The organism is Microbacterium esteraromaticum (genome assembly GCF_028747645.1).
GTDB lineage: Bacteria > Actinomycetota > Actinomycetes > Actinomycetales > Microbacteriaceae > Microbacterium > Microbacterium esteraromaticum_C.
The window spans coordinates 1,371,713-1,397,265 of record NZ_CP118100.1; the positions used below are offsets into that span (position 1 = coordinate 1,371,713).

The following is a 25,553-nucleotide window of genomic DNA, read 5'->3' on the forward strand; positions in this document are numbered from 1 at the left end:
CGAGTTCAGGGACGCAACCGCTCTTCGGGTATATCGATCACAAGGAATGACATGACTGCTGATTCCGCTCCGGCCGTGCCCCGGCCACCCGCACGCGCTGCCTCGGCGCCCGAGATCTCCGGTGCTGAGGCGGTTGTCCGCTCGCTCGAGAAGCTCGGCGTGACCGACGTGTTCGGCATTCCCGGCGGCGCCATCATGCCGGTCTACGACCCGCTGATGGACGCCTCGGGCCTGCGGCACGTGCTGGTGCGCCACGAGCAGGGTGCCGGACACGCCGCCGAGGGGTACGCCGCGGCCACCGGCAAGGTGGGCGTGTGCATCGCGACATCGGGCCCCGGCGCGACGAACCTCGTCACGGCGATCGCCGACGCCTACATGGACTCGGTGCCGCTGGTCGCGATCACCGGCCAGGTGTTCTCGACGCTGATGGGAACCGACGCCTTCCAGGAAGCCGACATCGTGGGGATCACGATGCCCGTCACGAAGCACTCGTTCCTGGTGCGGCGTGCCGAGGACATCCCCGGTGCGATCGCGGCGGCGTTCGAGATCGCCTCGACGGGCCGTCCTGGTCCGGTGCTGGTCGACATCACGAAGGACGCTCAGCAGACGGTCGCGCCCTTCATCTGGCCACCCAAGATCGATCTGCCCGGCTACCGCCCGGTCACCAAGGCGCACGGCAAGCAGATCCAGGCCGCGGCCCGGCTGCTCGCCGACGCGAAGAAGCCGGTGCTGTACGTCGGCGGCGGTGTGATCCGCGGTGGCGCCGCAGCCGAGCTGCGTGTGCTCGCCGAGTCGACGGGGGCCCCCGTGGTCACCACGCTGATGGCGCGGGGTGCTTTCCCCGACTCGCACCCGCAGCACCTGGGCATGCCCGGCATGCATGGCACGGTTCCTGCCGTGCTGGCGCTGCAGGAGTCCGATCTGATCGTGTCGCTCGGTGCCCGCTTCGACGACCGCGTCACCGGCAAGGCGTCGCTGTTCGCGCCGAATGCCCAGGTCGTGCACGTCGACATCGACCCGGCCGAGATCTCGAAGATCCGCACGGCGGATGTGCCCATCGTCGGCGACGTGCGTGACGTGCTGGTCGACCTCGACACCGCTTTCCGCGGTGCGATCTCGGGCAGCCGTCCCGACACCGAGGAGTGGTGGTCGTATCTCGATGGGCTGAAGGCTGAGTTCCCCCTCGGCTACGCGTCGACGGATGATGGTCTGCTGGCGCCTCAGCACGTGATCCAGCGCATCGGCGAGCTGACCGGGCCGGACGCGATCTACGCGGCGGGCGTCGGCCAGCACCAGATGTGGGCGGCGCAGTTCATCAAGTACGAGCGCCCGAACTCGTGGCTCAACTCGGGCGGCGCGGGCACGATGGGCTACTCGGTGCCGGCCGCCATGGGGGCAAAGGTCGCCGAGCCGGATCGTGTCGTGTGGGCGATCGACGGCGACGGGTGTTTCCAGATGACCAACCAGGAGCTGGCGACCTGCGTCATCAACAACATTCCGATCAAGGTCGCGATCATCAACAACTCGTCCCTGGGCATGGTGCGGCAGTGGCAGACGCTGTTCTACGACGGTCGGCACTCGAACACCGACCTGAACACCGGCCACGGCACGGTGCGCATCCCCGACTTCGTCAAGCTCGCCGAGGCGTACGGCTGCCTCGCGTTGCGCGTTGAGAAGGAGGAAGACGTGGATGCCGCCATCCAGACCGCACTGGAGACCAACGACCGCCCCGTCGTCATCGACTTCGTGGTGAGCGCCGACGCCATGGTCTGGCCGATGGTGCCGCAGGGCGTCAGCAACAGCTACGTGCAGTACGCCCGTGATCACGCCCCCGCCTTCGATGAGGAGATCTGAGCCATGTCGACACACGTGCTGAGCCTCCTGGTCGAGGACACGCCTGGTCTGCTGACCCGGGTGGCGGGCCTGTTCGCCCGTCGCGGGTTCAACATCGAGTCCCTCGCGGTGGGCGTGACCGAGGTGCCCGGCATCTCGCGCATCACCGTCGTCGTGGATGTCGACGCACTGCCGCTGGAGCAGGTCACGAAGCAGTTGAACAAGCTCGTGAACGTGATCAAGATCGTCGAGCTGGAGCAGTCGTCGTCGGTGCAGCGTGAGCACATGCTCGTGAAGGTGCGCACCGACAACAACACCCGATCCAACGTGCTCGAGGTCGTCAACCTCTTCCGCGCCTCGGTCGTCGACTACGCGCCCGACGCCGTGGTGATCGAGGTCACCGGCGACAAGGGCAAGGTGCAGGCACTGCTGCGGGCGCTCGAGCCGTTCGGCATCAAGGAACTGGCGCAGTCCGGCCTGCTGGCCATCGGCCGCGGAAGCAAGAGCATCACCGAGCGCGTCCTGCGCGGCTAGACAACCGACTCAGGGCCCGACGTCCCGTGCCGGGCCCACATCCGAACCACTATCAAGGAGAAACACAAGTGAGCACCGAGATCTTCTACGACGACGACGCCGACCTCTCGATCATCCAGGGCAAGAAGGTCGCCATCGTCGGCTACGGCTCGCAGGGTCACGCGCACGCGATGAACCTGCGCGACTCGGGCGTCGAGGTCGCGATCGCCCTCAAGGAGGGCTCGAAGTCGATCGCCAAGGCCGAAGAGGCCGGCTTCGCCGTCAAGACGGTCGCCGACGCTGCCGAGTGGGCGGACGTCATCATGATCCTCGCGCCGGACCAGCACCAGCGCACGATCTACACCGACTCGATCAAGGACAAGCTGACCGCGGGCAAGACGCTTGCCTTCGCGCACGGCTTCAACATCCGCTTCGGCTACATCGACGCGCCCGAGGGCGTCGACGTGATCCTGATCGCCCCGAAGGCGCCTGGCCACACCGTGCGCCGTGAGTTCGTCGCCGGTCGTGGCATCCCGGACATCATCGCCGTTGAGCGCGACGCGTCGGGTTCGGCCTGGCAGACCGCGCTGTCGTACGCGAAGGCGATCGGCGGCACCCGCGCCGGCGTGATCAAGACGACCTTCACCGAAGAGACCGAGACCGACCTGTTCGGCGAGCAGGCCGTGCTCTGCGGTGGCATGAGCCACCTCGTGCAGGCCGGTTTCGAGACGCTCGTCGAGGCGGGCTACCAGCCGCAGATCGCGTACTTCGAGGTGCTGCACGAGCTCAAGCTCATCGTCGACCTGATGTGGGAGGGTGGCATCGCCAAGCAGCGCTGGTCGATCTCCGACACCGCTGAGTTCGGTGACTACGTCTCGGGCCCGCGCGTCGTGGACGAGCGCGTCAAGGAGAGCATGAAGGCCGTGCTGTCCGACATCCAGTCGGGTGCGTTCGCGAAGCGCTTCATTGACGACCAGGACAACGGTGCCGAGGAGTTCCTGGCCCTTCGTGAGAAGGAGCAGGGTCACCCCATTGAGGTCACCGGCAAGGAACTGCGTTCGCTGTTCGCCTGGAAGTCGCAGGACGAGGACTACGTCGAGGGCAGCGCCGCACGCTGATCCTTCAACCACAGAAATGGGCACCCCGCGGGGTGCCCATTTCTGTCTCTCCTGGCATAGACATCGGATGTCTGTGCCAGACTGGAGGCATGCGACAGCAATGGTTCGATGACGCCCGGTTCGGCTTGTTCGTGCACTTCGGCATCTACAGCGTGGCAGCGCGCCACGAATGGGTCCAGAACTACGAGCGGATCACCGACGCCGACTACCGGCCGTACTTCGACCACTTCGATCCCGATCGATTCGATGCTGCGCAGATCGCCCGCACCGCCAAAGAGGCCGGCATGGGCTATGTGGTGCTCACCACGAAGCACCACGACGGCTTCTGCCTGTGGGGCTCGAAGCTCACCGACTTCACATCGGTCGACGCGTGTGGACGTGATCTGGTGCGCGAGTACGTCGACGCACTACGCGCCGAGGGACTCAAGGTGGGGCTTTATCACTCGTTGATCGACTGGCATCACCCCGACTTCACGGTGGACTGGGTGCATCCCCGCCGCGATGACCCGAACGCCGGCGAGCTCAACGCGGGCCGCGACATGGCCCGGTATCGCGCGTACCTGCACGGGCAGGTGCGGGAGCTGCTGACCGAGTATGGGCAGATCGACTACCTGTTCTTCGACTTCACCTACCCGGAGCACAAGGATGGCTGGGCGGGCAAGGGGCCTGAGGACTGGGCGTCGTCCGAACTGCTGGCGATGTGCCGAGAGCTGCAGCCGGACATGCTGGTGAATGACCGGTTGGGCATCCCGGCCGACTTCGTCACTCCCGAGCAGTACCAGCCGACGGCTCCGCTGACCGTGGGTGGTGTGCCGCAGGTCTGGGAGGCCTGCCAGACGCTTAACGGATCGTGGGGCTACCACCGCGACAACATGGACCAGAAGTCGCCGACGCTGCTGGTTCAGATGCTCGCCGATTCGGTGTCGATGGACGGCAACATGCTGCTGAACATCGGTCCGGACGGACGCGGTGCCATCGCGCCGCGCGACGCGCGCACGCTCGACGAGATCGGGCAGTGGATGCTGCTGCATCGTGACGCCATCGTCGGTGCCGGGCACGCCGACTTCACGCCCCCTCGTGAGGGTGTGTACACCCGGCGTGGCGACCGGTTGTACCTGCATCTCTTCAGCTGGCCGCTCGGCTTCGTGCACCTGCCCGACCTCGGGGACAAGGTTTCGTTCGCGCGTCTGCTCAACGATGGTTCGTGGTTGAAGACAACCGTCTCCGATCCGGAGCAGCAGGCGTCGCATATGACGCCCGCGGGTGAGGCGGCGGGCACTCTCACCGTGCACCTTCCGGTACGGCGCCCCGACGTGCTGATGCCCGTGATTGAGCTCACCCTGAAAGGGCTCTGAGCGCCGCTCAGGCAGCGGTGGCCGAGAACTCCAGGCTATCGAGCGCGAGGCGTGCGGCGCCGTGCAGGATCGCGTCGGCGCCCGTGACTGCGGCCTCGATGCGCAGGGTCTGCGTCGCCAGGGGGTGACACGCCTCGTACACGCGGCTGCGGACGGCGGCGATGAAGGGCTCTGAGGCGCTCATGCTGCCGGTGAGGAAGACCGCATGCGGGTTGAAGAAGTTCACCACGCCGGACAGCGCCTGGCCGAGATGCGTGCCCGCCGTGCGCACGAGCGTGGTCGCGACCGGGTCGGCATCGCGCGCGAGCAGGAGTACGTCGTTCGTGGTGGCGACATCGGACCGCCCGCGCTCGCGCATTTGACGAACGAGGCTGGCGCCGCTCGCGACCGTCTCCAGGCATCCCGTGTTGCCGCAGGAACAGGGGATGTCGCCGCTGCCGTCGATGCGCGTATGGGTGATGTCTCCGGCTGCGGACGTCGCGCCGCGGTGCACGTCGCCGGCCACGATGATCCCACTGCCGACGGCGGTTCCGGCCTTCACGGTGATGCTGTGCCCCGTGGTGCCCAGCTGTGCGCGATGTTCGCCGAGCGCCGCGAGGTTGGCGTCGTTGTCGACGACGACCGGCACGTCTAGGCTCGCCCGCAGGTGTTCGCCGACCCGGAACGCGGGCCAGCCGGGCATGCGCGAGGGTTGATCGACGGAGCCGGTGGTGATGTCCACCGGGCCGGGCAGACCGACACCGACGGCGTGCAGTCGATGTTCGCCCGTCAGCTCACGCAGGGCGGGCACGAGCGTGTCAAGGGTGGCGACGGGGCCGTCGGAGAGATCGATGTCGAAGGTGTGCACCTGCTGCAGCGCGCCGCTGAGGTCGTGTCGGCCGATGCGGGCGTGGCCACCGCCGAGATCGACCGAGAGCACGACGCCGCTGTCGGGGGCGAGCCGCAGAACGCGTGGGCGCCGTCCACCGCGCGAGGCGCCGTCGCCGGCCTCGACGAGAAGGCCGGCATCGAGCAGGCGCTGCACGCGCAGCCCTACCGTCGAGGGGGCGATCCCGAGCCGCGCAGCGAGCTCGCTGCGGGAATCGGCCTCGCCGCGGGCGACGAGGTCGAGGATCAGCCGGACGGCGGCATCCTCCGACGTGTGGTCAGGAGTGGGGCTCATGTGCTCGCTTTCTGGAGTCGGTGCTGGTCAGGCTACCGGCAACGCGGATGCCGCGTGCGGGGGCTAAAGATCGGATGTTCGGGTTGCGGCATGTCGCGAACTATGACAGCGTATCTTCGTACAGAGAAACACTAAGTTGTTTCGATACCCGAATCAAATGACCTTTCCGCGAGGAGACATTCAATGAAGAAGATGCGTGTGGGTGCAGTGGTCGCCGTTGCTGGCGTCGCGGTTGCACTGACGGGTTGCACCAGTGCAGGTGGTGGTGCAGCGGACGGCGACACGATCGTCGTCGACATGTGGGCCGGCAGCGAGGACGACACGGCCGCGCTGGAGGCGCAGATGGATGTCGTGCGCGAGCAGAACCCGGACATCAAGGTCGAGCTGCGCACGGCGCCGTGGGGTGACTTCTTCACCAAGCTCACCACCAACATGGCCTCCGGCAACATGGCCTGCGTCACCGGCATGAACTCCGGCATGCTCGCCAGCTACACCTCGGGCTTCACCAAGCTGACCGACGACGACCTCGCCACCGCCGGCCTGGCCGCGTCTGACTTCGCAGAGGGCAGCCTCGAGATCCTCTCGAACAAGGGCGACATGTACGGTGTGCCCTTCGATGTCGCAACGATGCTGACGTACTACAACGAGGACCAGCTCACCGCCGCGGGCACCGACCTGCCGAGCATCGGCTGGACCTTCGACGACTTCGAAGCGATCGCGGCCAAGGCCACCACCGATGGCAAGTACGGCTTCGGCATCGGCATGGGCGACTTCCAGTGGCAGGCGCTCCCGATCGCCAAGGGCGGCTTGCAGCCGGTCGCACAGGATGGCACGCTGCAGCTCACCGACCCCGCCTTCGCGGACGCCGCAGAGTGGTACGCCGGCCTGGTGACCGAGCAGAAGGTCGCCGCGCCCGTGGCATCCGCCTCGGATGGTGGCTGGGGCGAGAACCAGTTCACCAGCGAGAACGCCGCGATGGCCGTCGACGGCACCTGGAACGCCGTCGGATACCTCACCAACGACGCGGGGTTCGCCGCTGGTATGGCACCGCTGCCGACGGGTGAGAACGGCAACCTCAGCCTGATCCTCGGCTCGGGCTACGGCATCGCCGAGAGCTGCGAGAACAAGGAAGACGCGTTGAAGGTGCTCGGTTCCCTGCTCAGCAAGGACGCACAGGACTACATCGCTTCCTCGGGTCGCAGCTACCCGGCACGTGCCGAGAGCCAGCCGCTCTACTTCGAGTCGCTCGACGAGGCGTACCGTGAGCAGGTCGAGGCCACCTTCGTCGCCGCCTTCGAGAACGTCCAGGGTCAGTACGTGTCTGACAACTGGGCCAAGGTCGGCACGTTCGTCCAGCCGTCGCTGGTGAGCATTTACAACGGCCAGGAGTCCATGTCGGCAGTGCTCGAGTCCGCTCAGCAGCAATTCGGCAACTGACCACACCCAACAGAAATAGCGAGAGATGACGATCACGAACGCGCCCAAGCGGCGCTCGGGGTCGCTCGCCAAGGTCGAGGCGCGCCAGGCGCTGGGCTTCGCAAGCCCAGCCCTGGTGGGCCTCGCCCTTTTCACGATCGTGCCGGTCGTCTTGTCCATCGTGATGAGCTTCTTCGACTGGCCGACGTTCGGCGAGCGCACCTTCAACGGCGGGGCGAACTACGCCCGCCTCTTCGAGGACCCCAACTTCCTCCCCGCACTGCGCAACACGATTGTGTTCACGTTGCTGTACGTGCCGTTGAGCGTTGTGTTCTCGCTGGCGCTGGCCATCGGCCTCGGACCCCGCATTCGCGGACGCGGCGCGCTGCGTGTGCTCTTCTTCATCCCCGTCGTCACCCCGATGGTGGCCAACGTGCTGGTGTGGAAGATGCTGCTGCAACCGCAGGGGCTGTTCAACGGCCTGGCGCAGACCTGGTTCGGCGTCGAGCTGCCGAACTTCCTGGCAGACAAGAACTGGGCGATGATCATGGTCGTCGTCATGAGCGTCTGGCAGGGGATCGGCTACAACATGCTGATCTTCTCGGCTGCCCTGGAGCAGCTGCCCGAAAGCGTGATGGAGGCCGCGCGTATCGACGGTGCCCGCGGGTTCCGGATGACGTGGAGCATCATGGTTCCGATGATCTCGCCGGCGATCTTCTTCGCCACGATCATGACGATGATCACCTCGTTGCAGGTGTTCGTCCAACCCCAGATGCTCACCGGTGGTGGCCCCGGCAATGCCACACAACCGCTGGTGATGTGGATCTACAACCAGGGCTTCAAGTTCCAGGACCTCGGTCTGGCCGCTGCCGGCGCGTGGATCCTGTTCGCGCTGATCATCACCGTCACCGCGATCCAGTTCAAGGCGCAGAAGAGGTGGGTGCACTATGAGCATTGACGTCGCAGAGTCCGACACTCGGACGCTGGTGACCCGCGACGGCGAAGAGCACGTCGAGGTCGAGCGTCGCTCGGGGCGTGCGCCGATGACACCCTGGGAGCGCGTGCGCCTGGTGCTCGCACACATCACCATCTACGTGGCTGCGCTGCTGTTCATGTTGCCTCTGGTCTACGCGTTCTTCTCGGCGCTCAAACCCAATGGTGAGATGTTCGCGATGCCGCCGTCGCTGTTCGGTTCTGAGATCCGCTGGTCGAACTTCGCCGAGGTGTTCGAGTACGGTCCGTTTTGGACCTACATCGGCAACTCGCTGTTCACCTCGGTCGCCGGAACCCTCGTCGTCCTGGTGGTGTCGACGACCGCCGGCTACGCCTTCGGACGCTTGCGCTGGAAGGGCCGCGACGCGGTCTTCGTCCTGTTCCTGGCGACGCTGATGGTGCCGGCCGAGGTGCTGGTCATCCCCATGTTCCAGGTCATGCAGTGGTTCGGTTGGGTCGATACGTACCAAGCCCTGATCTTCCCGTTCGCGTTCGGTGCGTTCGGTACGTTCCTGATGCGGCAGTTCTTCCGCGGCATCCCGTATGAGCTCGAAGAAGCCGCTCGCGTCGATGGCGCCGGCCCCGTGCGCACATTCCTGCAGATCATCCTGCCGCTGTCGAAGTCGGCGGTCGCTGTGCTGGCGGTGTTCACCTTCCTCTCGTTCTGGAACTCGTACCTGTGGCCGCTGATCGTCACGGTCGACTACAACAACCTCGGCACGCTGCCTGTGGGTCTGGCGAGCTTCTCGGGCCTGACCGGCACTCGATGGGATCTGCAGATGGCCGCGTCGATCATCTCGATGATCCCGACGACCATCCTCGTGATCGCGCTGCAGAAGCACCTGGTCAAGGGCATTGCCATGGCCGGCCTCGGAGGACGCTGACACTGTTATGACAGACCATCACGGCACAACCATGCCTTCTTTCGAGGGGCCGCTGCTCGTCGGTATCGATATCGGCGGCACCAAGATCGCCGTCCTTGTCTGCGATGAGAGCAGACGCGTGCTCGCCCGCGGCGAGGCACCGGCTCCCGTCGCCGACGGGGGATCGGCCGTGGCCGACGCTGCCGCGCGTCTGGTGCACCAGCTCACATCCGGCCGCACCGTACGTGCGGCCGGGGTGGGTGCCGCGGGAGTGATCGACCATGAGTCCGGCTCCATTCGTGCGGCATCCGCCACCTTCACCGACTGGGTCGGCTTTCCGCTCGCCAGCGAGCTCGCGGATCGTCTCGGTTGTGTGGTCACGGTCGAGAACGACGTCAACGCCTTCCTGCTCGGTGAAGCATCGCCGCACGAGCAGGACGTGCTCGGTGTGATGCTCGGCACCGGAGTGGGTGGCGCTGTGCTGATGGACGGCGAACTGCGTCGAGGGCCGCATGGCGCGGCCGGAGAGATCGGTCACACGCCTGGTTACGGAGATCTGCCGTGCACGTGCGGTCAGACCGGGCACCTCGAGACCCTGGCATCGGGTACGTCCATCGCGTTGCGCTACACGGCGCGCACCGGGCGAACTGTTGCGGGTTCGCGTGAGGTCGCCGCGCTGGCCGATGCGGGGGATGCCGATGCGCTGGCGGTATTCCGTGATGCGGGGCGCGCGCTCGGTACGGCGTGTGCCAGTGCCGCGGCCTTGCTCGATATCTCCGATGCGATCGTCGGCGGTGGTGTGGCACGCGCGTGGCACCTGCTGCAGCCGGGTATCGACGATGCCCTGCGCACCGATGCCCCCGTCACGGGCATCCCGCTGCGCATCCGCCCCGCCACCCACGGTGCCGATGCCGTCGCGCTCGGCGCGATCGCCTCGGCGCGAGCCCTGGCCCTCGTTCCCGTCGCCTGATCCGTCCTCCACCCGTACAGAAAGAGCAGCATGACCGACCGCCTCGACGCCAGTCAGATCTGGATGGGCGCGCTGCCCGATGCCCACGAGCGCGGACTCACCGCGCCCCGCATCGGCATCGCCGGCATCTCCATCGAGTCCAGCACCTTCTCGCCGCACGTCTCGGGTGACGAGGCGTTCACGATCCGCACGGATGAGGACCTCCTCGGGTACTACCCGTTCCTCGACGAGGGACGCGAGCTCAGGGCGGCAGCGCGGTGGACCCCGATCTACCACGGGCGATCCCTTCCCGGGGGAGCGGTGGCACCGCAGACGTACCAGCGGATGAAGGATGCGATCGTTGAGGGCATCCGCGACAGCATCCGTCGTGACGGACCCTTCGATGGCTTCTTCTTCGACATCCACGGCGCGATGAGTGTGATCGGCATGAAGGACGCCGAAGGCGACCTCGCCGTCGCCGTCCGCGAGGCGCTCGGTCCCGAGACGCTGATCTCATCGTCGATGGATCTGCACGGCAACGTGTCGGAGGTCCTGCGTGACGAGGTCGACATGCTCACCTGCTACCGCATGGCGCCGCACGAGGACTGGATGAACACGAAGGAGCGAGCGGTGTGGAACCTGCTCGCGCGTCTGCGCGGCGAGCATGGTGCCGACCCGCTGCGGCGTCGCCCGTATCGGGCCTGGGTGCCGGTTCCGGTGCTGCTGCCCGGTGAGAAGACCAGCACGCGCCTGGAGCCCGCCGCCGGCATCTACGCCGAGCTACCCGGGATCGAGGCCATGGATGGCGTGATCGACGCGTCGGTCTGGATCGGATACGCGTGGGCCGACGAACCGCGTTGCCAGGCGTATGTGATGGTGATGGGCGACGACCAGCAGCTCATTGCCCGTGAGGCCGAGCGCGTCGCTCGCATGTTCTGGGACGCGCGCGAGGACTTCGTGTTCGTCGCACCGACGGCGACGCTCGACGGTGCGCTGCAGAAGGCGCTCGCACCGGGCGCCGCCCGTCCGTACCTGATCTCGGACTCGGGCGACAACCCGACGGCCGGCGGCGCAGGAGATGTCACCTGGACGCTCACCGAGCTGCTGGGGCGTCCAGAACTCACCGACGGATCGGTCACGACGCTCGTCGCCTCGATCTTCGACGCGGACGCGGTCAAAGCCGCCGAGGCGGCCGGCGTCGGCGCCGAGATCGTGCTCGAGGCCGGTGCCGGGGTCGACGCGGGCCCGGCGGGCCCGGTGCGCATCAGCGGTGAGGTCTTCTCGATCACCGAGGGCGACGCGGATGCCGGCACCCAGGCGGTCATCAACGTCGGCGGTCTGCACGCGATCATCACCTCTCGCCGCAAGCCGTTCCATCACCTCGACGACTTCCGCATGCTGGGGCTCGACCCCGAGAACGCCGACATCGTCGTGGTCAAGATCGGCTATCTGGAGCCGGAGCTCTACGACCTCGCCGCGGACTGGACGCTGGCGCTCACACCGGGCGGGGTCGACCAGGATCTGCTGCGCCTTGGACACAGCGACCTCGCACCCGGCGTCTACCCGTTTGACACCACCGGAAACCCCGCACTCACGGCGCACGTGAGCCGACGTCAGGAGAGCTGAGCATGTTGAACTTCGAGACCCGTACCGGCCCCGACTTCGGCGCCGCTGCCCCGTCGTACCCGACCCAGGGCGTTCCCGAGTGGTACCGCGACGCGAAGCTCGGGTTCTTCGTGCACTGGGGCCTGTACTCGGTCCCTGCATGGGCGGTGCAGCACGGTGAGGGCGTGAACATCCCCGCTGAGGATGCGTACGCGTGGCACCAGTACGCCGAATGGTATGGAAACACCGTGCGCATCGCCGGCAGCCCGACCTGGGAACGCCACCAGCAGGTCTACGGCCCCGGAACGTCGTACGAAGACCTCGCGGACCTCTGGGATGCCTCCGCGTTCGACGCCGATGCGTTCGTCGGCGAGCTGGTCGGTGCCGGCGCGAAGTACGTGATCCCCACCACCAAGCATCACGAGGGCTTCTGCCTCTGGAACACCGCGACCACCGGCTTCAACTCGGTGGCCCGCGGTCCGAAGCGCGACCTCATCTCCGAGTTCCACGACGCGACGCGTCGTGCCGGCGCGCGGTTCGGGGTCTACTACTCGGGGGCACTCGACTGGCACGTCAGCGACTTTCCCGCGATCGAGTCCGACACCGATCTGTTCCGCTTCCGTCGTCACGACGAGCACTTCTCCCGCTACTCGGCCGCCCAGCTGGAGGAACTGGTCGAGAAGTTCTCGCCCGACGTGCTCTGGAACGACATCGAGTGGCCCGATGGGGGAAAGGGCTCCGACGACTACGCCGTCGCCGCACTGCTGAGCCGATACTTCGATGCCGTGCCCGAGGGGGTCGTGAACGACCGTTGGGGAGTGCCGTACCACGGCTTCCTGACCCGCGAATACCGCCACATTCCCGACATTCTGGAACACCCGTGGGAGTCCACGCGGGGCTTGGGCTACTCGTTCGGATTCAACCAGGCCGAAGACGACCGGCACTCGCTCTCCGGCGCGGAGCTGATTCGCATGCTCGTCGATGTCGTCTCCAAGAACGGCAATCTGCTCATCAACGTCGGCCCCGCTGCCGACGGCTCGATCCCGGCTCTGCAGCTCGAGGCGATGCGCGCCATGGGCGCCTGGCTGACCGAGAACGGCAGCGCGATCTACGGCACACGGCCGTGGGTGCGCTTCGGCGAGCCGCTGCGCCCGGTGCGCTACACGACCTCGTCGGAGGGCGTGCACGTGCACGCGCTTGAGCCGGAGTCCGGTGAGCTGACCGTGCCCGCCGAGCTGGCCGAACGCGAGGCTCGCTGGGCGGACGGTTCGATTGCCGAGAGCGTGCCGGCAAGCGACGGCACGTCGACGCTGGTCATCCCCGACGCGCTGCGTGGTGACGCCGTCGCGGTCGCGATGCTGCGATGACGGCTGCGCCTCGCGGATCGGCCGTTCAGCTCGAGATCGCGGTGCAGGACGCCGCGGGCGCCCGTGCGGCGTTCGCGGCCGGCGCCGATCGGGTCGAGCTGTGTCAGGCGCTCGCGGAGACGGGCGGTCTCACGCCGTCGGTCGGCACGGTGGATGCCGTGCTGGCGGCGGCGGGTCGGCCCGAAGGATTGGCCGTCCTGGTGCGGCCCCGGTCGGGTGGGTTCGTCTACGACGCGGAAGAGATCGCACTGGTTGCCTCCGACGTTCGCGATGCCGTGCGTCGCGGCGCCGGCGCGGTCGTCGTCGGCGCTCTCGACCGTCGGGGTGAGATCGACGTCGAAGCGATGTCGCGGTGGGCGGATGCCGCAGGTGACGCGGATGTCGTCTTCCACCGCGCCATCGACACGCTTGCTGATCCGGTGTCGGTCGTCGAGCAGCTGATCGATCTCGGCGTGCGCCGAGTGCTGACCAGCGGCGGCGCCGCGCGCAGCATCGACGGACTCGACACGATCACCGCGCTCGTGCGTCAGTCGGCGGGGCGAATGCAGATCATGCCAGGTGGGGGCGTCCGTGCCGACGACATCGCCGCTTTCGTGGCGGCGGGAGTCGATGCTGTGCACCTGTCGGCGCGAGGGCGCTCGGCTGATTCGTCGCCGAGCGGTCCGGGTGGCGGAACGGCGGGGTACGACGTGACCGACCCCGCCATCGCCTCGGCGGCGCGTGCCGCTCTCGACCGTGCGGTGAGTGCGGCGTAGCCGATCACTCGCCCGCGGGGGCATCCTCGATCATCACCGGTGCGTCGCCATCTGCCCAGACCGGCGCAGGCAGCGTCACGACGTCGCCGGCCTGAATGGAGCGGAGTGCGTCGGTGATCTCGTCGGCGTTCTCAGGAACGGGCAGGCCGCACTTCTGCAGCTCCGACACGAACTTCAGCGTCAGGCGCTCCTTTCGCGCTTCGATGGCCTCGCCGGTGGTGCCGTAGCGGATCTCGCTGCCGGTCTGGATATCCGAGACCGTGTCGCACACGTGGTACACCGAGCCGCCGTCCACCCACGTGACCTCGTCCTCGCCGAGCAGCATGATGACCGTCGACTGGTCGGCGGTGTATTGCTCGACCGACGATGGGTTGAAGTCGGCGCCGACGAACACGGCGACACCCGCGAGCACGACACCGAGGATGCCGGCGGTGGCCTTCTGGCCCTTGTCCATGTCCTTGTTCAGGAAGATCAGGATCACCAGCGGCAGGAAGGCGATGGTCGCGATGATCGCGCCGAGCTGGTTCTGCACGAAGAAGCGCACGGTGTCGGAGCGCCGCGCGGGATCGAGGCGGTTGGCCTTCTTCCACAGCACCGAACCGGTGATGGCGAGAGCCGCGATCACGACCAGCATCACCAGCAGGGTGATGAACGCCCACTGCGGGAACTCGACCGTCGCACCCTGCTGCTCGAGCAGGCCGGTGTCGGTATCGCGCAGCAGAGTGCCGTCAGCGCCGGTGACCACGCGCTGCGGCAGAAGCCAGAAGATCGCCACGGCCTCGCCGGCGATGGCCACGATCCACAGCGCCATCGCGATCCACCGGAATGTGGTCGCCTTCTTCTTCCCCGCGGGGGAGGGCGTCCACTCGCGGTGCTCGGAGCGCGCCGGCGCATCGGTGTTCGTCGTCTCGTCAGCGCTGTCGGTCACGCGTGCCTCCCAGGGGTGTCGCCCCGAGTTTAGTGGGGAGAGGTGGCGCGGATCGGTACGCTGGAGCCATGAGTTCCGATCCCGAGGACGACGCCCTCAGCTGGGCCGGAGACGACGCGCTCGAAGCGCGACGCCCGGAGCAGCGCACGCCGAAGGCGACGCCAGCAGGCCGACCGAAGTCCGCAGAAGCGTCGGCGGTGGCATCCGACCCGGCGACGTCTGCGGACGCGATGGAGGATGACGGCGACGAGAGCATCGGAACCGTCGCTCTGCTCATGCTCGGCATCCTCGGCGGTGTCTACCTGCTGTACTCGGTGGGCTGGTTCGTCGGCGGTGCCGGAATGCTGTCGAAAGCCATGTTCATGCTGCCCGCGCCGTTCTACTTCGGCAGTCTGGGGATTGCCGTGCTCGCACCGGCGCTGTGGTTCGCCGCCGTGCTCGTCCTGACGCGCGACTCCAAGACCTGGGTGCGTTTCACGGGCCTGATCGTGGGAGCGCTGCTGCTGGTGCCGTGGCCGTTCGTTGTCGCCGGGGGAGGTGCTGCGCTGTGAGCGAGAGCACGACACCTCAGCAGGCCGCGCCGGGCAAGCTCAGGTCGGCGATGCACGGCGCCCTCGTCGGGCTGTTCGGCATGGCCTACGCGTTTCTGGTGTGGACCGCGATCTTCTACCTGACACAGATGGCGCAGGCCGGGCTCAGTGGCTATGGATGGGCGGTGCTGCTGCTGCCCGCGCTGGTGCCGATGGTCGTCTTCGTCATCGCTTTGTCGCTCAGTCGACGGCGCTCACTCGGCGCATTCACCCTCGTGATGCTCGCCGGTCTCGGCCTGAGCGCAGTGTTCTGGCTCGACACACTCAGCTACGCGCTGCGCAACGGCGCGTCGCTGCTGAGCTGACCGCTGACCTGACCCGACCTGTGCCGCGGCCAGAGCCGGGGCGGACGTCGTGTCACACGGTCGGGACGCACTCGGTTGCTCGGGTAAAGTGTGTCCCGATTGCGCCCCGAAGGCGTGCGGCGCATCGTCTGACCCCTCCCTGCCGCGCTGCCCCGAAGGATCCCCGTGCCGAATCAGACAATCACCAAGCCCGTCGTCCTGCTCGCCGAAGTCCTCTCGCCTGCGACGGTCGCGGCGCTCGGGCCCGATTTCGATGTACGTGAGGTCGACGGCACCGATCGAGAGGCGCTGTTCGCGGCGCTCGCCGACGCCGACGCGGTTCTGGTCCGCTCCGCGACCCGCATTGATGCCGAGGCGCTGGCGCACGCTCCGAAGCTGAAGGTCGTCGCCCGTGCCGGTGTCGGCCTGGACAACGTCGACATCAAGGCGGCCACGACGGCCGGTGTGATGGTGGTGAACGCACCGACGTCGAACATCGTCTCGGCCGCCGAGCTCACCGTCGGACACGTGCTGAGCCTCGCCCGCCGCATCCCCGCCGCCCATGCCTCGCTGTCGGCCGGCGCCTGGAAGCGCAGCTCGTTCACGGGCACGGAACTGTTCGAGAAGACCGTCGGCATCGTCGGGCTCGGCCGGATCGGCGCTCTCGTCGCGGCCCGGCTGAACGCGTTCGACATGCGGGTGATCGCCTACGACCCCTACGTGACCAGCGCCCGTGCGCAGCAGCTCGGGGTGCAGCTGGTCACGCTCGACGAACTGGTCGCCGAGGCGGACTTCCTGACCATCCACATGCCGAAGACCCCCGAGACGACGGGAATGATCGGCGCCGAGCAGTTCGCCGCGATGAAGTCGACGGCGTTCGTGATCAACGTCGCCCGCGGCGGTCTGATCGATGAGGCCGATCTGCACGAGGCCCTCGTCGCCGGCGAGATCGCCGGCGCCGGACTGGACGTCTTCACCTCGGAGCCGCCCGCCGAGGGCAGCACCGCGCAGGCGCTTCTCGGTCTGCCCAACGTCGTGGTGACCCCCCACCTGGGTGCGAGCACCGAAGAGGCGCAGGAGAAGGCGGGCGTCTCGGTCGCCCGATCGGTGCGGCTCGCGCTCGGCGGAGACCTCGTGCCGGACGCGGTCAACGTCGCCGGGGGCGTCATCGACCCGTACGTGCGCCCCGGCATCCCGCTCGTCGAGAAGCTCGGCCAGATCTTCTCGGCCCTCGCGCAGGCGCCGCTGACCAGCCTCGACATCGAGGTGCACGGCGAACTCAACAACTACGACGTCAGCGTGCTGCGTCTGGCCGCGCTGAAGGGAGTGTTCACCAACATCGTCGGCGACACCGTCTCGTACGTGAACGCGCCGCTGTTGGCAGAGCAGCGCGGCGTCGCGGTGCGGATGCTGCAGGACGACATCAGCGAGGAATACCGCAACGTCATCACCCTGCGCGGCGCGCTCTCCGACGGCACGCAGCTCTCGGTCTCGGGAACGCTCACCGGGCCGAAGCAGATCGAGAAGCTCGTCGCGATCAACGGCCACGGCATCGAACTGCCGATCGAGAAGCACCACGTCGTGATGATGTACACCGACCGGCCTGGCATCGTGGCCGTGTATGGACAGAAGTTCGGCGAGGCGGGCATCAACATCGCGGGTATGCAGATCGCGCGCGAGGCCGCCGGTGCACAGGCGCTGAGCGTGCTGACGCTCGATTCGCCCGTCTCGGACGAACTGCTCGAAGACGTCAGCGCCGCGATCGAGGCTGACCTGTTCCGCCAGATCGAGATCGTCGAGGCATAAACCCTCTCACGGCGTATGCGACGCGGGCTCCGGGGTCTCCGGGGCCCGCGTCGTCGTTGTGACACGCTCGACGAGATCGGCAAGAGCCCGCCCGGTGGGCACGAAGTCGCTGAAGTGCTCGGGTGCGTTGCTGTGGTTCATCAGTGAGTTGTTGAAATAGAGCCCATCGCTGAGCAACATGACCAGCTCGAGCGCGGTGTCGTCACGCACGTGCGGGCGGATGGCCTCGGTCCACAGTCGTCGGGACTCGCGCAGGGCGTCGGATGCTGGTGCTGAGCCGCCCTGAGCCAGGCGCGTCACAGCGATCAATGCCCGGTCGAGGGCGTCATCTTCCATCACCGAGGTGCGCACGTAGTACGCGATCGGGTGCTCGGATGCCTGACGCATGCGGTCGAGATCGTCATCGGTCAGGCTCAGCAGCCGCTCGATCAGCGCGGCGGCGAGGTCATCCTTCGAGGCGAAGTGGTAGAGGAGTCCACCCTTCGAGACGCCGGCAGCACGGGCGACGGCATCGAGCGTCGCGGCGCGTTCACCGTCGGCGATCAGGATCTGCACATACGCGTCGAGGACGCGCTCTCGGGCCAAAGGGGGGCGGGGCATTTCTCTCTCCTCAGCGTGCGTCGATGGGGCGATACGTGTTACTGTACCATCCGGACGGTTCAGTAATCGAAAGGCACCCCATGTCCACAACCGCGACGATCCGACTCACTTCCGAGGACGGCCCGCGCGTCGGCGTCCGCGGCTGGGCCGCGCTCGCCGTGCTAATGCTGCCGGTGCTGCTGGTCTCGATCGACAACACAGTGCTGAGCTTCGCGCTGCCCGAGATCTCGCTTGCGCTCGCCCCGACCGGAGCCGAGCAGCTCTGGATCATCGATTCATACGCGCTGGTGCTGGCCGGCCTCCTGGTCACCATGGGAGTGCTGGGCGATCGCTTCGGTCGCCGTCGGATGCTGTTCATCGGCGCCACAGGGTTCGCCACTGTCTCGGTGCTGGCCGCGTTCGCGCCGACGGCGGGGTTGCTCATCGCCGCCCGTGTCGGGCTCGGATTCTTCGGCGCCATGCTGATGCCCTCGACGCTCTCGCTGCTGCGGTCGGTGTTCCCCAACCGTGATCAGCGTCGACTGGCGATCGCCATCTGGGCCTCCGCCTTCTCTGCCGGTTCGGCACTCGGTCCGGTGGTCGGTGGATTCCTGCTCGAGCACTTCGCCTGGGGCTCCGTGTTCCTGCTTGCCGTGCCGATGCTCATCCCGCTCCTGATCGGAGGCTTCTGGCTGCTGCCCGAGAGCCGTGACCCGAACCCGGGCCGGATCGACCCGCTCGGCATCCTCATGTCGATGGGCGCGATGGTGCCCGTTGTCTACGCGATCAAATCGTTCGCCGTCGACGGTCCCAATGCACTCGCCGGCGTGCTGGCGCTGTTGGGTGTCTTCGTGGGCTTCCTGTTCGTGCGGCGCCAGCTGCGCGCCGAGGTGCCGATGCTCGACATGGCGCTCTTCCGGCGCGGTGGGTTCAGCGGTGCGATCCTGGTGAACCTGCTCAGCGTCGTCGCGCTGGTGGGCTTCCTCTACTTCGTGCCTCAGCAACTGCAGCTCGTGCTCGGGCTGTCGCCGATGGTCGCCGGGCTCGCGTTGGTGCCCGGTATGGCGATGATGATCGTCGCGGGGCTCAGCGTGGTGCCGATCTCGCGCCGGGTGTCACCGCACATCGTCGTTCCCGTCGGGCTCTCGCTCTCGGTGCTCGGGTACGTGATCGTCGCCATGACGGCACAGCTGAACAGCGTCGCATGGCTGATGGCGGCGTTCGTGGTGCTCGGGATGGGCATCGGCGCCGCCGAGACCGTGTCGAATGAGCTGATCCTCTCGCACGCCCCGCCGGCGAAGGCGGGAGCGGCCAGTGCCGTCTCCGAGACTGCCTATGAGCTCGGTGCCGTGCTCGGTACTGCCGTGCTCGGTGGCATCATCACGGCCTTCTACCGTGGTGCGCTGGTGATTCCCGAGAACGTGCCCGCTGAGACGGCGGACCAGGCGCGTGAGACCCTTGCCGGGGCATACGCGGCGGCAGAGGGCCTGCCGCCGGCCGTGGGCGATTCCCTCTGGCAGGCGGCGATCCACGCGTTCGACAGCGGCATCGTGACGACCTCGCTGATCGGCGCCCTACTGGTGGCATCCGCAATGGTGATCAGCGCGATCACCCTGCGACCGAGCCGCGACGCCAAGCGCTGATCACGCGACATGCCAACCGGGCGACATGAGGACAGGGGAGTGTCGTCGCCGGCGCTACGCTGGGAAGCAGTGTCGGCGGCGACCCGCGTCGCCGACCCGCACTGTCAAGGAGACACATGTCGCGCGTCGTGAAGTTGGCTGTCATCCCCGGCGACGGGATCGGCCGTGAGGTCATCGCACAGGCCGAGCGAGTGCTCGACACTGTCACCGCCGACAGTGAGGTGACGTTCGAGAAGACGCCGTTCTCGCTCGGCGCGGACCGCTACCTCGCCACCGGTGACACCCTCTCGGACGAAGACTTCGACGCCATCCGCGCGCACGACGCGATCCTCGTCGGCGCGGTCGGCGGTGTCCCCGGAGACCCGCGTCTGAAGAACGCCAACATCGAGCGCGGTCTGCTGCTCAAGCTGCGGTTCGGACTCGACCACTACGTCAACCTGCGTCCGGCCAAGCTGTTCGCGGGCGCATCCGGCCCGCTCGCCAACCCCGGCGAGATCGACTTCGTCGTCGTGCGCGAGGGCACCGAAGGGCCCTATGTCGGCAATGGCGGCAGCATCCGCACCGGCACCCCGCACGAGGTCGCCAATGAGACCAGCGTCAACACGGCCTTCGGCGTCGAGCGCGTCGTGCGCTACGCGTTCGAGCTGGCCGAGCGCCGGCGCCAGAAGCTCACGCTCGTGCACAAGACCAACGTGCTCGTGCACGCCGGCGCGATCTGGCGGCGCGTCGTCGACGCCGTCGCCGCAGAGCACCCCGATGTGGCCGTAGACTACCTGCACGTCGATGCGGCCACGATCTTCCTCGTGACGGACCCCTCTCGCTTCGACGTGATCGTCACCGACAACCTCTTCGGCGACATCATCACGGATCTGGCAGGCGCCGTCACCGGCGGCATCGGCCTCGCAGCCTCGGGAAACATCAACCCCGACGGCGCCTTCCCGTCGATGTTCGAGCCCGTGCACGGTTCGGCGCCCGACATCGCCGGTCAGCAGAAGGCGGATCCGACGGCCGCGATCCTCTCGGTCGCCATGCTGCTCGACCACCTCGGACTCAGCGACGAGGCGGCGCGCGTGCAGCGTGCGGTCGAGGCCGACATCGCGAGCCGTGACCGCGCCCGCAGCACCACCGAGACCGGCGACGCCATCATCGCGCTGCTGCAGGCGTAATCTGACACTATGCGCACCGCCGCAGCATCCGACGATCCCGCGGCTTCCCGACAGAGGACGAACATGACCGACAGCTCCACTCCCGCCGACACCGCAGCGCTCACGTTCACGGTGACCAAGAACCTGGCCGCGAAGAGCCCTGCTCAGCGCGACGAGGTGCTGGCCAACCCGGGGTTCGGCACCGACTTCACCGACCACATGGTTGACATCTGCTGGTCTGAGAAGGGCGGCTGGCACCGTCCGCGGGTGCAGCCCTACGGGCCGATCCCGCTCGACCCGGCCGCTGCCGTGCTGCACTACGGTCAGGAGATCTTCGAGGGCATCAAGGCGTATCGCCACGCCGACGGGTCGGTGCACACGTTCCGCCCCGACCGCAATGCGGCCAGGCTGCAGCGCAGTGCTCGCCGGCTCGCGCTGCCCGAACTGCCCACCGAGTACTTCGTGCAGTCGCTGCGTGAGCTGATCGCCGTCGACGGTGCCTGGGTGCCGTCGGGCGCCGACCAGAGCCTGTACCTGCGGCCGTTCATGTTCGCCAAAGAGGCCTTCCTCGGTGTGCGCCCGGCCAAGAAGGTCGCGTACTACGTGATCGCCTCTCCCGCCGGCGCCTACTTCAGCGGTGGCGTCAAGCCGGTGCGCATTTGGCTGTCGACAAACTACGCCCGTGCGGGCAAGGGTGGCACCGGCGCGGCCAAGACCGGCGGCAACTATGCGTCGAGCCTGCTGCCGCAGGCCGAGGCCAGTGCCAAGGGCTGCGACCAGGTGGTCTTCCTCGATCAGGACGGCAACGTCGAGGAGCTCGGCGGTATGAACGTCGTGTTCGTGCACAAGGACGGACGCGTGGTCACGCCGCAGTCCGACAGCATCCTCGAGGGAATCACGCGCGACTCGCTGCTGCAGCTTGCCGAGGATCGCGGTCTGACCGTCGAGCGCCGAGCGGTCTCGCTCGATGAGTGGCGCCAGGGTGTCGCCTCGGGCGACATCGTCGAGGTGTTCGCGTGCGGCACGGCCGCGGTGGTCACTCCGATCGGCGCGCTCGTCTCGGACGAGTTCGAGGACGAGCAGCCTCTCGGTGAGCTGGCGATGTCGCTGCGTGAGGAGCTCACCGACATCCAGTACGGCCGCCGCGAAGACAAGCACGGCTGGCTGACCCGCCTGGACTGAGCGCGCGCTGCGAGCCTGATTCGCGCTCGCCTGTCTCGCGTTGCGCGCCTGATTCGCCGACACCCCTACTTGCCGCCCACACCCCCAGGTATGGACGCCCGCAGGCGGGGGTGTCGTCGCGAAGTGGGGGTGTCGGCGCGGGGCGACTCGTTCTGCACAATCCACCGATTCGCGCGGATCGCGTGAGCGGCTGTGGAGAGCGCCTGATTCGGGGAGACCGGCGTACATCCTGTGGGGATGCGTCGCCGTATCGACATTCCGCAGGCACGAGAGCTGGTGCTGTCTCGACATCAGGTGTTGGCCTCCGGCTATAGCGAGCGTCAGATGCGCTCGGACCTCGATTCCGGTCGACTGCTCCGTCTGCACCGTGGCAGCTACGTGTCTGCGCAGGTCTGGGACGAACTGTGGTGGGAAGGGCGGCATCTGATCCGCGTGCTCGCGGTGCACGCGGCGAGCCCGGGGCCCGGCCCGGTGTTCACCCATACCTCGGCCGCGGCGCTGTGGGGTCTGCCGCTGTACCGCGTCGGGGCCGCACCCGTGCAGGTGCTGGTTGACGGGCGACGCCACAGTCGCGTGATCGCGAACGTCATCCGCCGCGACATGAAGGTGGATCCCGCCGACATCGTCGAGATCGACGGCATCCGCGTCACATCGCCGACCCGCACCGCGATGGACATCGCGCGCACGTATTCGTTCCCGACGGCGGTCGCCTGCGCCGACGCCGCGTTGCGCCGTGCGGCGGTCGACGGATTCACCGTGGATGCTGAAGCCGACGCCGCATGGCGTGAGGACGCCGCTCGGCTCGCGGCCCCTGGACTGCGCGGCGTACGGCAGGCTCGTCGCGCGCTGGAGTTCGCCGACGGGCGCGCGGATCTGCCGGGCGAGAGCGTCAGCCGGGCTCACCTGCACACGCTCGGGTTCCGTGGCTTTGACCTGCAGGTACCCGTCACCGGCTCGGAGGGTCAGCAGTACTGGCTCGACTTCGCCTTTCCGCATGCACGGTGCTTCGGCGAGTTCGACGGAGCGGCGAAGTACACCGAGCCTGCGCTCAGAGCAGCTCCGTCGGCACAGCAGGCGGTGCTTGACGAGAAGTACCGCGAAGATGACGTGCGCGGCGTCACCGGGTGGCGGTTCGCCCGGTGGGGGCACGATCACATCCGCACCGCCGATGTTCTGGGGTCGCGTCTCGCGGCGTTCGGTGTCCGTCCGCCCGGGTGAGGCCGGCCTCGCCGCGCCCCGCCGGGACGCGTTCGCCCCGCCGCGCCGGGTTCGCCGACACCCCCATCTGGCGTCGCCACCCCCACTTGTGGGCGCCCATAGCTGGGGGTGTCGACGCGAAGTGGGGGTGTCGGCGGTGGAACGCGGGAGCGGTGGCAAGTGAGGGGGCGGGGCGAGCCGCGTGCGAGGGTGGCGGATAGGCTGACGGAGTGAAGATCGCGCGCTTCAGCCACAACGACGGCATCCGCTACGGCATCCTTGACGATTCAGACCTGGTCGTGCTCGACGGCGACCCGATGTTCGCCGGCTACGAACCGACGGGCGAGCGCATCCCGCTCGCCGACGTCGCGCTGCTGGCGCCGGTGATCCCGCGATCGAAGATCGTCTGCGTCGGGCGCAACTACCACGACCACGCCGCCGAGTTCGGCAACGTCGCCCCCGAGGAGCCGTTGCTGTTTCTCAAGCCGAACACGGCGGTGATCGGTCCGGGCGACGCGATCGTGCGTCCCTCGCTCTCGGAGCGGGTGGAGTTCGAGGGCGAGCTGGTGGCCGTCATCGGACGCATCGCGAAGAACGTCGACGCGGCGGATGCCCTCGATTACGTGTTCGGTTACACCGTGGGCAACGACGTGACGGCGCGCGACCTGCAGCGCAAGGACGGCCAGTGGACCCGGGGCAAGGGGTTCGACACGTTCTGCCCGCTCGGGCCCGTGATCGAGACCGAGCTCGATGTGGCGTCGTCACGGCTCGAGACGCGGGTGAATGGTGAGGTGCGCCAGCAGGCGCCGCTGACCGACATGATCCACTCGGTCGCCGACATCATCGCCTATGCGTCGGCGGCATTCACGCTGCTGCCCGGTGACGCCATCATGACCGGCACACCGGCCGGTGTCGGCGAGCTGGTGGCGGGCGATGTCGTCGAGGTGGACATCAGCGGCCTGGGTGTCATGCGCAACACGGTGCGCGACGCGGCACCCCGATCGTGAGCTCGATCACCGCTGAGGCACTGCCGGGGCTGCAGCGCCGTACAGTTCTCATCCTCTCGCTTGGCCAGGTGCTCGGCGGCATCGCCTTCGGAGCGACCGTATCGCTCGGTGCGCTGCTGGCTGCCGATCTGTCGGGGGACGATGCGCTGTCGGGCCTGGCGACGGCATCCGTGACTCTGGGGGCGGCTGCGTTCGCGATCCCGCTGGCTCGCTTCGCCGCGCGTCGGGGTCGCCGACTGTCGCTGACAGCCGGCAATCTGTTCGCCCTGATCGGCATCGGGGTGGTGATCCTCGCGGCGGCGCTTCGGGTGTTCCCGCTGCTGCTCGTGGGAATCATCATGATCGGCATGGGCAACGCCGGCAATCTGCAGTCCCGCTTCGCGGCGACCGACCTGGCGGCGCCCGAGCACCGCGGACGCGATCTGTCGATCGTGGTCTGGTCGACGACGATCGGCGGTGTGACGGGGCCACTGCTGCTGACCCCCGGTGAGGCGCTCGGGCAGATGGTGGGAATGCCTCCGCTCACCGGCGCATATCTGTTCTCGCTCGTGGCGCAGGCCGCGGCGCTCGTGCTGTACCTGGTCGCGTTGCGGCCCGACCCGCTGCTGACGGCCCTGAACCTGGCGGCGATGCCCTCGAAGGCCGCCGCGCTCGGCTCTGACATTGATCGTCCGGTCACGGCGCGCTACGCGATCTTCGCCGTGTCGGGATCGCACGCGGTGATGGCGTCGGTGATGGCGATGACGCCGATCCACCTCTCGCACATGGCGCACCGTGCCAGTGGGGATGCCACGACGAGCACCGATGTCACATTGCTTGTCGGCGTGACGATCGCGTTGCACGTGGCCGGCATGTACGGCCTGTCGCCGGTCTTCGGCATCCTCGCCGACCGGTGGGGGCGTGTGCGGGTGGTGTTGCTCGGCCAAGGGATGTTCGTGGTCTCGTTGCTGTTCGCGATCTTCGCGGGCGAGCATGCCGCCGGTGTGATCGTTGCCCTGATCCTGCTCGGGCTCGGATGGAGCGCGGCGACGGTGGCCGGTGCGGCCTTGCTGACCGAGTCATCGACCGTGCAGATGCGTCCGCGGCGTCAGGGGCTCAGCGACTCGCTGATGAGTCTTACCGCCGCGGCCGGTGCCGCGGGTGCGGGTCTCGTGCTGACGCAGTTCGGGTATGGCGGGCTCGGCGTGGTGGCGCTGGTGATCGTCATCGCGATCATCGTGCTCTCGCCGCTCGGGCGGATCCGCGAGGCGTGATGGCGCGCCG

The 25,553-nt window shown here is 67.7% G+C and carries 23 protein-coding genes; 20 read left to right on the forward strand and 3 right to left on the reverse strand.

The features are described 5' to 3' along the window. The first annotated feature begins 51 nt into the window (after positions 1-51). The 4 genes from PTQ19_RS06270 to PTQ19_RS06285 all read left to right on the forward strand — a co-directional run bounded on the left by PTQ19_RS06270 (position 52) and on the right by PTQ19_RS06285 (position 4,819). The gene (locus PTQ19_RS06270) at positions 52-1,854 is read left to right on the forward strand and encodes an acetolactate synthase large subunit (protein WP_179411051.1); all 1,803 of its coding nucleotides are present in this window, start codon (positions 52-54) and stop codon (positions 1,852-1,854) included. Positions 1,855-1,857: 3 nt separating this feature from the next. After that, a complete protein-coding gene (gene ilvN / locus PTQ19_RS06275; RefSeq protein ID WP_179411050.1) occupies positions 1,858-2,367 on the forward strand; it encodes an acetolactate synthase small subunit in 510 nt (169 codons plus the stop codon). Positions 2,368-2,393: 26 nt separating this feature from the next. After that, entirely contained in the window at positions 2,394-3,464 is a 1,071-nt protein-coding gene (gene ilvC / locus PTQ19_RS06280) for a ketol-acid reductoisomerase (RefSeq protein WP_274368842.1), read from the forward strand. An 89-nt stretch (positions 3,465-3,553) separates the two neighbouring features. Next, a complete protein-coding gene (locus PTQ19_RS06285) occupies positions 3,554-4,819 on the forward strand; it encodes an alpha-L-fucosidase (RefSeq protein WP_274368843.1) in 1,266 nt (421 codons plus the stop codon). A 7-nt stretch (positions 4,820-4,826) separates the two neighbouring features. Here PTQ19_RS06285 and PTQ19_RS06290 read toward each other — a convergent pair whose 3' ends face one another. After that, the gene (locus PTQ19_RS06290; RefSeq protein WP_179411047.1) at positions 4,827-5,981 is read right to left on the reverse strand and encodes an ROK family transcriptional regulator; all 1,155 of its coding nucleotides are present in this window, start codon (positions 5,979-5,981) and stop codon (positions 4,827-4,829) included. Positions 5,982-6,164: 183 nt separating this feature from the next. Between PTQ19_RS06290 and PTQ19_RS06295 the strand changes: the two genes are divergently transcribed. The 7 genes from PTQ19_RS06295 to PTQ19_RS06325 are packed head-to-tail and all read left to right on the forward strand — an operon-like array spanning position 6,165 to position 13,929. Beyond that, complete coding sequence (locus tag PTQ19_RS06295) at positions 6,165-7,418, forward strand: ABC transporter substrate-binding protein (RefSeq protein WP_274368844.1); 1,254 nt, start codon at positions 6,165-6,167, stop codon at positions 7,416-7,418. Between the two features lie 25 nt (positions 7,419-7,443). Next, positions 7,444-8,355, forward strand: a complete 912-nt coding sequence (locus PTQ19_RS06300; RefSeq protein ID WP_179411046.1) for a carbohydrate ABC transporter permease — start codon at positions 7,444-7,446, stop codon at positions 8,353-8,355. After that, complete coding sequence (locus PTQ19_RS06305) at positions 8,345-9,274, forward strand: carbohydrate ABC transporter permease (RefSeq protein WP_224817718.1); 930 nt, start codon at positions 8,345-8,347, stop codon at positions 9,272-9,274. The genes PTQ19_RS06300 and PTQ19_RS06305 overlap by 11 nt, the downstream gene beginning before the upstream one ends. 31 nt (positions 9,275-9,305) lie before the next feature. Continuing rightward, entirely contained in the window at positions 9,306-10,223 is a 918-nt protein-coding gene (locus PTQ19_RS06310; RefSeq protein ID WP_274368845.1) for an ROK family protein, read from the forward strand. A gap of 30 nt (positions 10,224-10,253) precedes the next feature. Beyond that, a complete protein-coding gene (locus PTQ19_RS06315) occupies positions 10,254-11,828 on the forward strand; it encodes a M81 family metallopeptidase (RefSeq protein WP_274368846.1) in 1,575 nt (524 codons plus the stop codon). A 2-nt stretch (positions 11,829-11,830) separates the two neighbouring features. Continuing rightward, the gene (locus PTQ19_RS06320) at positions 11,831-13,174 is read left to right on the forward strand and encodes an alpha-L-fucosidase (protein ID WP_274368847.1); all 1,344 of its coding nucleotides are present in this window, start codon (positions 11,831-11,833) and stop codon (positions 13,172-13,174) included. Continuing rightward, positions 13,171-13,929, forward strand: coding sequence for a copper homeostasis protein CutC (locus PTQ19_RS06325; RefSeq protein WP_274368848.1), 759 nt, complete (start codon positions 13,171-13,173; stop codon positions 13,927-13,929). Before PTQ19_RS06320 ends, PTQ19_RS06325 begins: the two co-directional genes overlap by 4 nt. A gap of 4 nt (positions 13,930-13,933) precedes the next feature. On the opposite strand, the gene PTQ19_RS06330 is transcribed toward PTQ19_RS06325, so the two are convergent. Beyond that, positions 13,934-14,857 (reverse strand): hypothetical protein, encoded by a 924-nt coding sequence (locus tag PTQ19_RS06330; RefSeq protein ID WP_274368849.1) that lies wholly within the window; start codon positions 14,855-14,857, stop codon positions 13,934-13,936. 68 nt (positions 14,858-14,925) lie between these two features. Here PTQ19_RS06330 and PTQ19_RS06335 point away from each other — a divergent pair, with 68 nt between their 5' ends. From PTQ19_RS06335 to serA, 3 genes are all read left to right on the forward strand, one after another. Continuing rightward, on the forward strand, positions 14,926-15,408 hold the full coding sequence (locus tag PTQ19_RS06335) for a hypothetical protein (protein WP_179411040.1): 483 nt from the start codon (positions 14,926-14,928) through the stop codon (positions 15,406-15,408). Next, complete coding sequence (locus PTQ19_RS06340) at positions 15,405-15,752, forward strand: hypothetical protein (RefSeq protein WP_274368850.1); 348 nt, start codon at positions 15,405-15,407, stop codon at positions 15,750-15,752. The genes PTQ19_RS06335 and PTQ19_RS06340 overlap by 4 nt, the downstream gene beginning before the upstream one ends. 180 nt (positions 15,753-15,932) lie before the next feature. Next, entirely contained in the window at positions 15,933-17,537 is a 1,605-nt protein-coding gene (serA, locus tag PTQ19_RS06345) for a phosphoglycerate dehydrogenase (protein WP_274369042.1), read from the forward strand. 6 nt (positions 17,538-17,543) lie between these two features. Here the strand turns inward: serA and PTQ19_RS06350 are convergent, their stop codons facing one another. Continuing rightward, the gene (locus PTQ19_RS06350) at positions 17,544-18,137 is read right to left on the reverse strand and encodes a TetR/AcrR family transcriptional regulator (RefSeq protein ID WP_274368851.1); all 594 of its coding nucleotides are present in this window, start codon (positions 18,135-18,137) and stop codon (positions 17,544-17,546) included. Positions 18,138-18,217: 80 nt separating this feature from the next. On the opposite strand from PTQ19_RS06350, the gene PTQ19_RS06355 reads away from it, so the two are divergent. The 6 genes from PTQ19_RS06355 (at position 18,218) to PTQ19_RS06380 (ending at position 25,543) form a co-directional block, all read left to right on the forward strand. Continuing rightward, positions 18,218-19,759 carry an MFS transporter gene (locus tag PTQ19_RS06355; RefSeq protein WP_274368852.1) on the forward strand — a complete coding sequence of 514 codons (1,542 nt, stop codon included), beginning with the start codon at positions 18,218-18,220 and terminating at the stop codon, positions 19,757-19,759. Positions 19,760-19,875: 116 nt separating this feature from the next. Then, the gene (locus PTQ19_RS06360) at positions 19,876-20,925 is read left to right on the forward strand and encodes a 3-isopropylmalate dehydrogenase (RefSeq protein WP_179411036.1); all 1,050 of its coding nucleotides are present in this window, start codon (positions 19,876-19,878) and stop codon (positions 20,923-20,925) included. A 63-nt stretch (positions 20,926-20,988) separates the two neighbouring features. Beyond that, complete coding sequence (locus tag PTQ19_RS06365; protein ID WP_274368853.1) at positions 20,989-22,086, forward strand: branched-chain amino acid aminotransferase; 1,098 nt, start codon at positions 20,989-20,991, stop codon at positions 22,084-22,086. 237 nt (positions 22,087-22,323) lie between these two features. Beyond that, the gene (locus tag PTQ19_RS06370) at positions 22,324-23,304 is read left to right on the forward strand and encodes a hypothetical protein (RefSeq protein ID WP_274368854.1); all 981 of its coding nucleotides are present in this window, start codon (positions 22,324-22,326) and stop codon (positions 23,302-23,304) included. A gap of 209 nt (positions 23,305-23,513) precedes the next feature. After that, the gene (locus tag PTQ19_RS06375; RefSeq protein WP_179411033.1) at positions 23,514-24,290 is read left to right on the forward strand and encodes a fumarylacetoacetate hydrolase family protein; all 777 of its coding nucleotides are present in this window, start codon (positions 23,514-23,516) and stop codon (positions 24,288-24,290) included. 5 nt (positions 24,291-24,295) lie between these two features. Continuing rightward, positions 24,296-25,543 carry an MFS transporter gene (locus tag PTQ19_RS06380; protein ID WP_274369043.1) on the forward strand — a complete coding sequence of 416 codons (1,248 nt, stop codon included), beginning with the start codon at positions 24,296-24,298 and terminating at the stop codon, positions 25,541-25,543. The last annotated feature ends 10 nt before the right edge of the window (positions 25,544-25,553 follow it).